General features: G+C 72.4%; 14 protein-coding genes. 10 read left to right on the forward strand and 4 right to left on the reverse strand.

The window, feature by feature from the left end; all coding sequences use genetic code 11:
- A partial coding sequence (locus ACF08N_RS28490) for a hypothetical protein (RefSeq protein ID WP_392327746.1) occupies window positions 1-146 on the reverse strand: 146 nt, incomplete at its 3' end.
- A gap of 146 nt (window positions 147-292) precedes the next feature.
- Here ACF08N_RS28490 and ACF08N_RS28495 point away from each other — a divergent pair.
- Together ACF08N_RS28495 and ACF08N_RS28500 are read left to right on the forward strand one after the other, a co-directional pair.
- Window positions 293-1,615 (forward strand): diaminopimelate decarboxylase, encoded by a 1,323-nt coding sequence (locus ACF08N_RS28495; RefSeq protein ID WP_392327569.1) that lies wholly within the window; start codon window positions 293-295, stop codon window positions 1,613-1,615.
- 112 nt (window positions 1,616-1,727) lie between these two features.
- Window positions 1,728-3,086 carry an APC family permease gene (locus ACF08N_RS28500; protein WP_392327570.1) on the forward strand — a complete coding sequence of 453 codons (1,359 nt, stop codon included), beginning with the start codon at window positions 1,728-1,730 and terminating at the stop codon, window positions 3,084-3,086.
- Between the two features lie 49 nt (window positions 3,087-3,135).
- Here ACF08N_RS28500 and ACF08N_RS28505 read toward each other — a convergent pair whose 3' ends face one another.
- Both ACF08N_RS28505 and ACF08N_RS28510 read right to left on the reverse strand, forming a co-directional pair.
- Window positions 3,136-3,699: a hypothetical protein gene (locus tag ACF08N_RS28505; protein WP_392327571.1), complete on the reverse strand. Its 564-nt coding sequence runs from the start codon at window positions 3,697-3,699 to the stop codon at window positions 3,136-3,138.
- A 96-nt stretch (window positions 3,700-3,795) separates the two neighbouring features.
- Entirely contained in the window at window positions 3,796-4,632 is an 837-nt protein-coding gene (locus ACF08N_RS28510) for a MurR/RpiR family transcriptional regulator (RefSeq protein WP_392327572.1), read from the reverse strand.
- Window positions 4,633-4,955: 323 nt separating this feature from the next.
- Between ACF08N_RS28510 and ACF08N_RS28515 the strand changes: the two genes are divergently transcribed.
- From ACF08N_RS28515 to ACF08N_RS28540, 6 genes are read left to right on the forward strand one after another with little or no spacing between them, the layout of a single operon-like run.
- Window positions 4,956-5,084, forward strand: a complete 129-nt coding sequence (locus ACF08N_RS28515; RefSeq protein ID WP_392327573.1) for a pyrroloquinoline quinone precursor peptide PqqA — start codon at window positions 4,956-4,958, stop codon at window positions 5,082-5,084.
- Window positions 5,085-5,092: 8 nt separating this feature from the next.
- Complete coding sequence (gene pqqB / locus ACF08N_RS28520) at window positions 5,093-5,992, forward strand: pyrroloquinoline quinone biosynthesis protein PqqB (RefSeq protein WP_392327574.1); 900 nt, start codon at window positions 5,093-5,095, stop codon at window positions 5,990-5,992.
- Window positions 5,989-6,711: a pyrroloquinoline-quinone synthase PqqC gene (gene pqqC / locus ACF08N_RS28525; protein ID WP_392327575.1), complete on the forward strand. Its 723-nt coding sequence runs from the start codon at window positions 5,989-5,991 to the stop codon at window positions 6,709-6,711. The genes pqqB and pqqC overlap by 4 nt, the downstream gene beginning before the upstream one ends.
- The gene (gene pqqD / locus ACF08N_RS28530; RefSeq protein WP_392327576.1) at window positions 6,708-6,980 is read left to right on the forward strand and encodes a pyrroloquinoline quinone biosynthesis peptide chaperone PqqD; all 273 of its coding nucleotides are present in this window, start codon (window positions 6,708-6,710) and stop codon (window positions 6,978-6,980) included. Before pqqC ends, pqqD begins: the two co-directional genes overlap by 4 nt.
- The gene (gene pqqE, locus ACF08N_RS28535) at window positions 6,977-8,131 is read left to right on the forward strand and encodes a pyrroloquinoline quinone biosynthesis protein PqqE (RefSeq protein ID WP_392327577.1); all 1,155 of its coding nucleotides are present in this window, start codon (window positions 6,977-6,979) and stop codon (window positions 8,129-8,131) included. Before pqqD ends, pqqE begins: the two co-directional genes overlap by 4 nt.
- 52 nt (window positions 8,132-8,183) lie before the next feature.
- Window positions 8,184-8,597 (forward strand): hypothetical protein, encoded by a 414-nt coding sequence (locus ACF08N_RS28540; RefSeq protein ID WP_392327578.1) that lies wholly within the window; start codon window positions 8,184-8,186, stop codon window positions 8,595-8,597.
- A gap of 274 nt (window positions 8,598-8,871) precedes the next feature.
- On the opposite strand, the gene ACF08N_RS28545 is transcribed toward ACF08N_RS28540, so the two are convergent.
- Window positions 8,872-10,260, reverse strand: coding sequence for a cystathionine beta-synthase (locus tag ACF08N_RS28545; RefSeq protein ID WP_392327579.1), 1,389 nt, complete (start codon window positions 10,258-10,260; stop codon window positions 8,872-8,874).
- A gap of 149 nt (window positions 10,261-10,409) precedes the next feature.
- On the opposite strand from ACF08N_RS28545, the gene ACF08N_RS28550 reads away from it, so the two are divergent.
- Both ACF08N_RS28550 and ACF08N_RS28555 read left to right on the forward strand, forming a co-directional pair.
- Window positions 10,410-11,414, forward strand: a complete 1,005-nt coding sequence (locus ACF08N_RS28550) for an SGNH/GDSL hydrolase family protein (RefSeq protein WP_392327747.1) — start codon at window positions 10,410-10,412, stop codon at window positions 11,412-11,414.
- 133 nt (window positions 11,415-11,547) lie between these two features.
- Window positions 11,548-12,756, forward strand: a 1,209-nt coding sequence (locus ACF08N_RS28555) for an acetyl-CoA C-acetyltransferase (RefSeq protein WP_392327580.1), incomplete at its 3' end; no start/stop codon positions are given.

The raw sequence follows: 12,756 nt of genomic DNA on the forward strand, positions 1-12,756 counted from the left end.
CCGCCGTACACCACCAGCTTGTCCGGGTGCTCCGCCACCTCCGGATCCAGATTGTTCTGCAGCATCCGCAACGCGGCCTCCTGCTGCCAACCCAGAGCGCTCAGCTCCGTACCGCGCGGCGCCCGAACGGGGCGGGGTCCTGACATGGCGATGCCTCCTCGCGACAGCGACTACGACGACCCGACTCGACTGCGACGACTCCGAGTGTGGGATCTTCTATTCACATCCTGTATGTCTGAATAGTTTTAGTCAACAGCTGCGGCGCGACCCGCCGGATGATTGGCTGAAGGGCATGACTGCGGACGCGACTGCCGACCGTCGGGACCTGGCCGTGCGAGCGGCTGTGGAACAGGGACTTCTCTCCGAGGCGGAGCCGGTGACCGCCCTGCTCGACGTGGCCGGTCTCCGCTCGTCGGCCGCGGCCCTGCGGGACGCGTTCGCCGCCGTCACCGGCGCGCCCGTGCTGCACGCCTTCGCCGTGAAGGCCGCGCCGCTGGTGCCGGTCCTCGCCCTCCTGCACGCCGAGGGCATCGGCGCGGAGGTCGCGAGCCCGGGCGAGCTGGCCCTCGCGCGGGCCGCGGGGCTGCCGCCCGCCCTGACCGTGCTCGACTCCCCCGCGAAGACCGGTGCCGAGCTGCGCGAGGCCCTCGCCCTCGGCATCGCGGTCAACGCGGACAACGCCCAGGAGCTCCGGCGCATCGACGCCCTGATGGCCGCGGGCCCGAGCGCGTCCCCCGTGGGCCTGCGGGTCAATCCGCAGGTCGGCGGCGGCTCGATCGGCGCGCTGTCGACGGCCACCGCCACGTCCAAGTTCGGCTTCGCGCTGGCCGACGAGGGCGCACGGGAGGCGGTGGTGCGCGCCTTTCTGGAACGGCCCTGGCTGACCCGTCTGCACACCCACTCCGGCTCCCAGGGGATACCGCTCGCCCGCATGGCCCAGGGCGTCCTCGCCGTCTACGAACTGGCCGAGGAGATCAACGCGGCGGCCGGCCGCCGCCAGATCGACACGATCGACATCGGCGGCGGTCTGCCCGTCAACTTCGCCTCCGACGAGCACACCCCGACGTTCGCCGCCTACGCGCAGAAGCTGAAGGAGCGCGTGCCGGGCCTGTTCGACGGGCGCTACGGTCTGGTCACCGAGTTCGGCCGCTCGCTGATCGCCAAGCACGGCCTGGTCCTCGCCCGCGTCGAGTACGCGAAGACCGCCGGTGGCCGTCCCATCGCCGTCACCCACGCCGGTGTCCAGGTCGCCACCCGCACCGTCTACGACCCGGTGTCCTGGCCGCTGCGGATCGCCGCGTACGACGCCAAGGGCCTGCCGCGGTCGGGACCGGAGGTGGAGCAGGACGTCGCGGGACCGGCCTGCTTCGCCGGCGACCTGCTCGCCGAGCGGCGGGCCATGCCCCTGCTGGAGCAGGGCGATGTGATCGCGGCGCTCGACACCGGCGCGTACTACTTCACCAGCCACTACGGCTACAACAGTCTGCCCAGGCCCGCGGTGCACGGCTTCACCGCCGGTCCCGACGGGGTCCGCTTCCGCCTCGTACGGGCCGCGCAGTCCCTCCGGGAGATCGTCGCGGAGGCGGGCGGCGGCGACCCCGGCGCGCTGCTGTAGTCCCGCCCGGCCCGACCCGTCCTCCGTTCGGGCTCACCGCAGGCATCACCCCGGGCCCGCCGGGCAGAAACCCTTCCATCGGGAACGGTCGGGTCCACGGGAAAGGTGTCTCATGAGCACATCCGCGCCGACGTCCACCGGAACACCGGACGGGTCCCCTCCGCTCAAGCGGGCGATCGGGCCGAAGCTGCTGATCCTCTTCGTGATCGGCGACATCCTCGGGACCGGCATCTACGCCACCACCGGCAAGGTCGCGGGCAAGGTCGGCGGCGCGCTGTGGCTGCCGTTCGCCATCGGCTTCGTGGTCGCGATCCTGACCGCCGCGTCGTACGTCGAACTGGTCGGGAAGTATCCCAAGGCGGCCGGTGCCGCGCTGTACACGCAGAAGGCGTTCAAGGTGCCGTTCCTGACGTTCATCGTCGCCTTCATGGTGATGTGCTCGGGACTGTCGTCCGCGAGCGCCGCGGCCCGCGCCTTCAGCGGGGACTACTTCCAGGAGTTCACCGACGCGATCCCGCCCACCCTCCTCGCGATCGTCTTCGTCCTGGCCCTCGCCGCGCTCGCGCTGCGCGGGGTGTCGGAGTCCGTGAAGACCAATGTGGTGCTCACCCTCGTCGAGGTCACCGGTCTCCTGGTGATCCTCGCGATCGGTGCCTGGGCGGTGGTCACCGGTGACGGGGAGCCGTCCCGGCTGGGCGAGTTCGAGGCGTCCGGCACCGGCTACGCGCTCATCACCAGCGTGCTGGGGGCCACCGCGCTCGGGTTCTTCGCCTTCGTCGGGTTCGAGGACTCGGTCAACATGGCCGAGGAGACCCACGATCCGGTGCGCACCTTCCCCCGCGCGATCTTCACCGGCGTCGCGGTCACCGGCACGATCTACGTGCTCGTCGCACTGGTGTCGTCGCTGCTCGTGGACTACCGCACCCTGGAGAAGTCCAGCGGCCCGCTGCTGGAGGTCGTCAAGGCGGGCGGGGTCGACTTCCCGCCCCGGCTCTTCGCCCTCATCGCCCTGTTCGCGGTCACCAACTCGGCGCTGATCAACATCATGATGGCCTCCCGTCTCTGCTACGGCCTCGCCAACGAGAAGGTGCTGCCGCGCGGCATGGGCAAGGTGCTGCGGGGGCGCCGCACCCCCGTCACCGGCATCGTGTTCGTCACGCTGATCGCCATCGGGCTGGTGTCCACGGGCGAGATCGAGGGGCTCGGCGACACCACCGCGTTCCTGCTGCTGTGCGTGTTCGCGGTCGTCAATGTGGCCGTGCTGGTGCTGCGCAGGGACCGGGTGGAGCACCGGCACTTCCGTACGCCGACGGTCCTGCCGGTCCTCGGCGCGATCACGGCGGTGATCCTGGCCAGCCCGCTCGCCGACCGCGCGGCGGACGTCTACATCCGGGCCGGCGTGCTGGTCGGCATCGGCATCCTGCTGTGGGGCGTGAACAAGCTGGTGCTCAGGCTCCGACCGGAGGACTGAGCGGGACTGAGCGGGTCGTCCCGGGTGCCGCGCCGGCTCCGCCCCCGCGTCAGCTCCGGCGCCGCGCCCCGCCGGGCGCGGCGTCGCCCGCGGCGATCCCCGTGGTGCGAAAGCCCTTGACCCGCTTGCCGACCGGGCCCTTGGCCATCCAGTCCGTACGCAGCCACAGCAGGGTCTCGTCCGCGCGCTCGCGGCGGCCGATCCAGAGCGCCTTGGCCCACAGGCCCGCGCCCGCGCCCGCGAGCAGCGCGCCGCCGGCCACCGGTACGACGAACGACGTGCCCACGGCGGCCAGGAAGGCGAGCAGCAGCCACCAGCGGTGGGCGCGCCGCCGCAGACGCAGCGTCACGCGCCGGTCCTGGAGCACGTCGTGGCGCCCGGCGCGCGTGGCGCAGTCCGCCAGGCGGGTGTAGCGGCGGCGCCGTGCGAGCGTGACGACGGCGAAGGTCACGAGGAAGACCGCGGCGCCGGCGATGACCCCGATGCGGCGGCCGGTGAGCCCGGGGACCAGGATGCCGGTCCCCGCGGCGAGCACGCCGAGCCACCACAGGGGCGCCGCCCCGGCCCGTACCGTCACCGCCACCCGCGCCAACGACTGTGCCCCGCGCCCCACTGCCCTTTTCCTTCCGCCGAGTTCGGTTCCGGCGGGAGGGTAGCGGCCGTTTCTGAGCGGTGTCTGAGAAACGGGCCGGAAAACCGGGGACCCGCCCTACTCGACGAACAGGCCGCGTTCCGCCGCCTGCGCGTCGAAGTCCTCAAGCCGCGCCTGGGCGTCGGGGAGGTCGTCGCACATGGCCTCCAGCAGCACGCGGCCGAGCAGCATCGGGGCGCATGCCGTGTCGAAGGCGAGGCCGGTGCCGACGGCGGCGGGGATCAGCAGATCGCTGTGGGCCGCGACGGGCGCGAACGCCGAGTCCGCCACGGTCACCACGCTCAGTCCGGCCGCGCGGGCGTACTCCAGCGCCGCCACGACCTCCCTGGGGTGGCGCGGCAGTGCGAAGCACAGCAGCGCGCTCGCCCCGGCCCGCCGCGCCGAGTCGATGCGGTCGGCGAGCATCGAGCCGCCCTCGTCGAGGAGGCGTACGTCGGGGTGCACCTTGGCTGCGAAGTACGCGAAGCCGCGGGCCTGCGAGGACGCGGCGCGCAGTCCGAGCACCGGCAGCGGGCGGGAGGCGGCGAGCAGCCGCCCGGCACGCTCCACCAGGGACGGGTCGGCGAGCATCTCGGCCAGCTGCCGCAGGTTCTCGATCTCGGCCTGGACCGCCTGCTGGTACTCGTTGTCCGTGTCCTCGCGGGCGACGGCCTCCGGCGGCGCGACCTCGCGCAGGTGCCGGCGCAGCGCCGGGTAGCCGTCGAAGCCGAGGGCCACGGCGAAGCGGGTGACCGACGGCTGGCTGACACCCGCGAGCTCGGCGAGCTCCACGCTGGACAGGAACGGCACGTCCGCGGCCCGGCGGACCATGCTGTGCGCGATGCGCCGCTGGGTGGGGGTGAGTCGGTGCCCCTCGAAGAGCTGCTGCAGGCGCGTGGCCGGGCTGTCATTCATGCCTGTCCCCCTGACTCCATCAAGCCTTCCAGCAACATCTATTCAGTCGCCTCCGGCTCTGCATGACCATATGCAGCCGCCCTCATGGCGGGCAAGTGGCTCCCTGACGGGTCAATCCAAGTGGTAGGCCGCATACGAAGGGTCAAGACTCCGTTGCATACGGTCGCGGCGCTTTCGCTCGCCGCTCCAGCCGGGTGCGGACACGCCGCACCGTGACGGCTCCCCGCATGTCCGGCCCGCCGGCTCGGTCCCGGCCAGGTGGGCGTACCGAGCCGGCTCGGCGTCGGGCGGAGCGTCATCCCAACGGAAAGGCAGGCAGAACCATGAACGAAACCGAGCAGTTCGAGCAGACGGCCGCGGAGACGACGGACGAGACCACCTGGGAGACCCCCGGGCACACCGTCGTCGAGACGGCACTGGAAGTCACCGGCTACTACAGCGACTCCCGGTAGCCCACGCCATGCTGCTGCAGGTGCTCGGCACCGCCGCGGGCGGTGGAACACCCCAGTGGAACTGCGCGTGCCCCGGATGCTCCGGGGCACGCGCCCACCCGCACCGGCGCCGCCGCCACGCCTCGCTCGCCGTGCACGCCGGTGACGGCCAGTGGTACATCGTCAACGCGACCCCCGACATCGGCGACCAGATCGAGGCCGGGACGGGGCTGCAGCCCGGGCCCGGTATCCGGCAGACCCCGGTCGCCGGGCTGGTGCTCACCGACGCCGAACTCGACCACACCCTCGGCATCGCCCGCCTGCGCGAGGCGGAGGGCCTCCAGGTCGTGGCCACGGCTCCCGTGCGCGACGCGCTCATCGACCGGCTGCGGCTGGGCGCGGTGCTCGACCCGTACACCTCCGTGACCTGGCGCGCACTGCCCCGGCGCGGGGACGGACCGCTGGACGGCGGCACGTCGGCCGTGCGGATCAGCGCCATTCCCGTCTCCGGCAAGCGCCCGCGCTACGCCGCCGACGCCCCGGACGACGACGCCTGGGTCGTCGCACTGCGCCTGTACGACACGGCGACCGGCGCGTCCGCCGTCTACGCCCCCGCCCTGGCCGCGTGGCCCGACCGCCTCCAGGAAGCGGCCGCCGAGGCCGACCTCGTCATCGTCGACGGCACCTTCTGGGACGACGAGGAGCCCCGCCGCACCGGCATCTCCGACCGCACCGCCACCGGCATGGGCCACCTGCCCATCGACGGGCCCGCCGGCACCGCCGAGCGCCTCGCCCCGCTGGCCGCCCGGTGCCTCTACACCCACCTCAACAACACCAACCCCCTCGTCGACCCGGAGGCACCGCAGCACAAGCGGCTCGCCGAACTGGGCATCGAGGTGGCCTACGACGGGATGGTGATCGCACTGTGACCTCGGCACTCGTCCAGGTCGACGCGCCCTGGAGCACAGAGGAGTTCGAACGACGGCTGCGCCAGGTGGCGGAGGAGCGGTACCACGACCGCCATGCCTTCAACATCCGCATGCACAGCGGTGACCTGACCCCCGTGGAACTCCGCTGCTGGATCACCAACCGCTTCCACTACCAGCGCCACATCCCCGTCAAGGACGCGCTCGTCACCGCCAAGCTCGACACCCCTGCCCTGCGCCGCATGTGGCTGCGCCGCATCCAGGACCACGACGGGCAGCACGACGGCGAAGGCGGCATCGAGCGGTGGCTGCGGCTCGGGGAGGCGGCCGGACTGGACCGTGAGGCGCTGCTGAGCGGCGACACCGTGCTGCCGGGCGTACGGCTGGCGGTCGACGGCTACGTCAACTTCTGCCGCCTGAGCCCGCCCCTCGAAGCCGTCGCCGCCTCGCTCACCGAACTGTCCGCCCCGGACCTGATGCGCACCCGCATCGACGCCTTCGAGCGCCACTACCCCTGGATTCGGCCCGACGGCCTCGCCTACTTCCGCACCCGCGTCTCGCAGGGCCGGCAGGACAGCGCCGAGGCGCTCCGTCTCGTCCTGCGCTGGGCCCGCACCCGCGACGACCAGGAACGGGCCGTGGCGGCGCTCCGGTTCAAGTGCGACGTGCTGTGGTCGCTCCTCGACGCGGTGGCCCACGCCGGCTGTCCGGAGGGAGCGTGAAGGCGGCGCCCGCGACCGGCTGGCAACCGGTCCTGGCCCCGGCCATCGTGCGCCGCCACGACCGGGTCCGGGGGGCGGACCTGCTGGTCCTGCCCGAACGCGTCGTCGTCCTCACCGGCCGGGCCGCTCTCGTCGTCGGCCTGTGCGACGGCACCCGTACCGTGCCCGCGATCGTCGACGAGCTGGCCGGACGCTTCCCGGGCGCCCCGATCGTCACGGACGTCCCGCCGTTCCTCGACCGACTGCGCAAGGAGGGCTGGCTCCGATGACGTCCGCCGCGCCCGGCCCCGCCCGTCCCTGGGCCATGCTGGCCGAACTCACCCATGCCTGCCCGCTCCAGTGCCCGTACTGCTCCAACCCGCTGGAACTCACCCGGCGGTCGCGCGAACTGACCACCGAGCAGTGGACGGACGTGATGCGCCAGGCCGGTGAGTTCGGCGTCGTCCACACCCATCTCTCGGGCGGCGAACCACTGTTGCGCCCCGATCTGGAGCAGATCGTCACGGCGGCCGACACCGCCGGGATCTACACGCAGCTGGTCACCAGCGGCACCGCCCTCGACGAGGCCCGGCTGAGCGCACTCGCGGGCGCCGGTCTGCGCAGCGTCCAGTTGTCCGTGCAGCACGCCGATCCGCGCGCCTCGGACCGGATCGCCGGACGCGCCTCCTTCGCCGCCAAGGAGCGGGCCGCCGCGCTCGTACGGGACAGGGGACTGCCGCTGGGCCTCAACGTCGTCCTGCACCGCGAGAACCTCGACGCCATCGACGCGATCGTCGAACTGGGCGTGTCCTGGGGCGTGGACCGCATCGAGCTGGCCAACACCCAGTTCTACGGCTGGGGTCTGCTCAACCGCTCGGCACTCATGCCCACCCGCGACCAGCTCGCGCGAGCGCGGGACGCCGTCGAGGGCTGGCGGGAGCGGCTGTCCCCCGGATCCGGGGGCCCGGGCCGGCCCGAGCTGGTCTGGGTCGTCCCCGACTACTTCGACGGCGTCGCCAAGCCGTGCATGGGCGGGTGGGGAGCGGTCTCGCTCACCGTCGCCCCGGACGGCACCGTGCTGCCCTGCCCCGCCGCGGCCGGCCTGCCGGATCTGGACCCGCCCACCGTCCGCGACCGTCCGCTGGCCTGGATCTGGGACCACTCCCCGGCGTTCACGCGCTACCGCGGCACCGACTGGATGGCCGAGCCCTGCCGCAGCTGTTCGCGGCGCGACGAGGACTTCGGCGGCTGCCGCTGCCAGGCGTACGCGCTCACCGGGGACGCCACCCGCACCGACCCGGCGTGCGCGCTGTCCCCGGACCACGGCCTCGTCCGGGCGCCGGCCGACGAGGGCGACGCGGCCGGTGCGTCGCAGGCGCCGCCGTACGTGTACCGCAGGCCCGGGGCGCACCGGAGTGCCGACCGGCGGACCCCCGTCTGATACGGGGGCCAGCCCCACTGTGCGCCGCCGGCGGGGACCGTAGCGTGGCGGTATGGAAGCCCGCGACCCAGAGCTCAAGAAGGAGCTCGACGCCACCTTGCACGCCCGCCGCGAGCTGGGCGAGGAGTACGACGCCGCGCTCGTCGAGTCGTTCCTGGAGAAGGTCGAGCAGCGGCTCGACGGCACGGTCGACCGCCAGGTGCGGCGTCAGCTCGCCGAGCAGCAGATGGTCGTCGCGCGCGGCGGCGCCCGGCCGAAGCAGGCCGCCGAGTCGCACTTCGGCGAGCGCTTCGGCTTCGCGATCGTCTCGCTGGTCCTCGCCATCCCGCTGTCGGCGATCGGTGTCGCCAACGCGGACCTGCCGGGTCTGGTCGTCACCTGGCTCGGCATCGTCGGCGTGAACGCGGCCCACGCGGCGCACCTGTGGCCCTGGCAGCGGGCGTCACGGAGCCGGACGCCGGAGTAAGTGTCGCGGGGACCGCCGCACCCCCGGCGAGCCGGGGGGCGGGACGACGGCGGTCCCCGCGAAGGACACGGACCGGGTCAGGGCCGGTCTCCGCGTCCGGGGCGTCCAGGGGTCCGGGAGCCGCTCCGGAAGTCCTCGACGCCGCTGGCTGCCGGCCGGGGCACCTGCCCGGTACCCCTGCCGACATCCACCAATGTGCCGGACGCGTGTTAAGCGGGTGCTGCGCGAACGTGTCGCGCTCGTACCGTTTACGAGAAAGGACGTCCGTGCGCGGCTACTTGGCCTCGCCGGCCAGGAAGGCCAGCAGGTCCTGACGGCTCACCACACCTGTCGGCTTGCCCTCGACCAGCACGATCGCCGCGTCCGCGACGTCGCCCAGCACGGACATCAGGTCGGCCACGGGCTCACCGGAACCCACCTGCGGCAGCGGGGCGGACATGTGCTTCTCCAGCGGGTCGTGGAGCGAGGCGCGCTGGGTGAACAGGGCGTCGAGCAGCTCGCGCTCCACGACCGAGCCGATGACCTCGGCGGCCATCACGTCCGGGTGGCCGGCGCCCGGCTTGACGATCGGCATCTGGGAGACGCCGTACTCGCGGAGCACCTCGATGGCCTGGCCGACGGTCTCCTCCGGGTGCATGTGCACCAGGCTGGGGATGGCGCCGCCCTCCTTGTGGCGCAGCACGTCCGCCACCGTCGCGGAGCCCGTCTCCTCCAGGAAGCCGTAGTCGGCCATCCACTCGTCGTTGAAGATCTTGGAGAGGTAGCCGCGGCCGCTGTCGGGCAGCAGGACGACGACGATGTCGTCGGGTCCGAGCCGCTCGGCGACGCGCAGGGCGGCGACGACCGCCATGCCGCAGGAGCCGCCGACGAGCAGGCCCTCCTCCTTGGCGAGGCGGCGGGTCATCTGGAAGGAGTCCTTGTCGGACACGGCGACGATCTCGTCGGTGACGGTCCGGTCGTAGGCGCTCGGCCAGAAGTCCTCGCCGACGCCCTCGACCAGGTAGGGCCGGCCGGAGCCGCCGGAGTACACCGAGCCCTCGGGGTCGGCGCCGATGATCTTCACCTTCCCGTCGCTGACCTCCTTGAGGTAACGCCCGGTGCCGGAGATGGTGCCGCCGGTGCCGACGCCCGCGACGAAGTGGGTGATCCTCCCGTCCGTCTGCTCCCACAGCTCGGGACCGGTGGTCTCGTAGTGCGAGCGCGGGTTGTTGGGGTTGGAGTACTGGTCGGGCTTCCAGGCGCCGGGGGTCTCACGGACCAGGCGGTCGGAGACGTTGTAGTACGAGTCCGGGTGCTCGGGGTCCACCGCGGTGGGGCACACGACGACCTCGGCGCCGTACGCGCGCAGCACGTTGATCTTGTCGGTGGACACCTTGTCCGGGCACACGAAGATGCACTTGTAGCCCTTCTGCTGGGCCACGATGGCGAGTCCGACACCGGTATTGCCGCTGGTCGGCTCGACGATGGTGCCGCCGGGCTTCAGCTCTCCGCTCTGCTCGGCCGCCTCGATCATCCGCAGCGCGATGCGGTCCTTCACCGACCCGCCCGGGTTGAAGTACTCGACCTTGGCGAGGACGGTTGCCGAAATGCCTGCGGTCACGGCGTTCAGCTTCACCAGCGGGGTATTGCCGACGAGGCTGATCATCGAGTTGTGGATACGCACAGTGTTCTCCGGGGTCTCCGTAATGGTGCGGCCAGCGTATGCCGGATGAGCGCGGGATTGGGCGACACCGGCTACGGGGCAGTTAGCTCTTGTACGGCAAGACGGCGGCCTGCGAGGGCCGCGAGGAGGTGGCTGTGTCGAGGGCGAGGGTGGCCAGGCGCATCGCGGCGGGTGCGGCCTACGGCGGAGGCGGTATCGGCCTGATCAGTGCGGCGGCGGTTGGCGTGCTGCTGGCGGAGGTCCAGTTGGCGAAGCGCTCGGTCGGCGGGGGCACGGCACCCATCCCCCCACGGGGCAACGGCCTGTACGGGATGGCCTTCGGCCGGGACAACCCGCTGTATCTCGCGGTCCTCGGCGACTCCACGGCGGCGGGCCAGGGCGTGCGCAGGGCGGGCCAGACGCCGGGGGCACTGCTGGCGTCGGGGCTCGCGGCGGTGGCCGAGCGCCCGGTCGAGGTGCGCAACATCGCGCTGCCGGGCGCCCAGTCGGACGATCTCGAGCGGCAGGTGACCCAGCTCCTCGCGGACCGGACCCGGACGCCCGACGTGTGCGTGATCATGATCGGCGCGAACGACGTCACGCACCGGATGCCGCCGACGCAGTCGGTGCGCTACCTGGCATCGGCGGTGCGCAGACTGCGGACGGCGGGGGCGGAGGTGGTCGTCGGCACATGCCCCGACCTGGGCACGATCGAGCCGGTGTACCAGCCGCTGCGCTGGCTGGCCCGCCGGGTGTCGCGGCAGCTCGCGGCGGCGCAGACCATCGTGGTGGTGGAGCAGGGCGGGCGGACGGTCTCGCTGGGCGACCTGCTCGGCCCCGAGTTCGCGGCGAACCCGAGGGAGATGTTCGGCGCGGACAACTACCACCCCTCCGCCGAGGGGTACGCCACGGCGGCGATGGCGATGCTCCCGACCCTGTGCGCGGCGCTCGGCCTCTGGCCGGAGACCGACGCGCTGGACGTGGACCGCGACGAGGACATGCTCCCCGTGGCGCGTGCGGCCGCGACCGCCGCGGCGGAGGCGGGCACCGAGGTCACGGGAGCTCGGGCGCCGTGGGCCCTGCTCAAGCACCGCAGGCGGCGCCGCCTCCCGGCGCCGGAGGTTCCCCCGACGCCGGACCGGGAGCCCGCGGAGGCCCGGGTCGAGACGGACTGACGGCCGTACACTTTACTGAACAAGCGCTTAGAAAAGAGGCCCGCATCACACGGCCCGTACGGTGACCAACCCGGTACGTACGGGTAACTTCCCAGTCAGCCGTGCCCGTCTTCCTTCCCCTCATGGAGCCGTGATGCCCGAAGCCGTGATCGTCTCTGCCGCCCGTTCGCCCATCGGCCGGGCCTTCAAGGGCTCCCTGAAGGAGCTGCGGCCCGACGACCTCACCGCCACGATCATTCAGGCCGCGCTCGCCAAGGTGCCCGAGCTCGACCCCCGTGACATCGACGACCTGATGCTCGGCTGCGGTCTCCCCGGGGGCGAGCAGGGCAACAACCTGGGCCGTATCGTCGCCGTGCAGATGGGCATGGACCACCTCCCGGGCTGCACCGTCACCCGTTACTGCTCCTCGTCGCTCCAGACCTCGCGCATGGCGCTGCACGCCATCAAGGCGGGCGAGGGCGACGTCTTCATCTCGGCGGGCGTCGAGATGGTCTCCCGCTTCGTGAAGGGCAACTCCGACAGCCTGCCGGACACGCACAACCCGTTCTTCGCCGAGGCCGAGGCCCGCACGGCCGCCGTCGCCGAGTCCGAGGGCTCCACGTGGCACGACCCGCGCGAGGACGGCCTCGTCCCGGACGCGTACATCGCCATGGGCCAGACCGCCGAGAACCTGGCCCGCTGGAAGGGCGTGACCCGCCAGGACATGGACGAGTTCGGCGTCCGCTCGCAGAACCTCGCCGAGGAAGCCATCAAGAACGGCTTCTGGGAGCGGGAGATCACCCCGGTGACGACCCCCGACGGCACCGTCGTCAGCAAGGACGACGGCCCCCGCGCCGGCGTCACGCTGGAGGGCGTCCAGGGCCTCAAGCCCGTCTTCCGCCCCGACGGCCTGGTCACCGCGGGCAACTGCTGCCCGCTCAACGACGGCGCCGCCGCGCTCGTCATCATGAGCGACACCAAGGCCCGTGAGCTCGGCCTGACCCCGCTCGCCCGCATCGTCTCCACCGGTGTCTCGGGCCTCTCGCCCGAGATCATGGGCCTCGGCCCGGTCGAGGCGTCGAAGCAGGCCCTCCGGCGGGCCGGCCTGACGACGTCCGACATCGACCTGGTCGAGATCAACGAGGCGTTCGCGGCGCAGGTCATCCCGTCGTACCGCGACCTGGGCTTCGACCTGGACAAGGTCAACGTCAACGGCGGCGCGATCGCGGTCGGCCACCCCTTCGGCATGACCGGCGCACGCATCACGGGCACGCTGATCAACAGCCTCCAGTTCCACGACAAGCAGTTCGGCCTGGAGACGATGTGCGTGGGCGGCGGCCAGGGCATGGCGATGGTCATCGAG

The sequence above is a fragment of the Streptomyces sp. NPDC015127 genome (genome assembly GCF_043080095.1).
Taxonomy (GTDB): Bacteria; Actinomycetota; Actinomycetes; order Streptomycetales; family Streptomycetaceae; genus Streptomyces.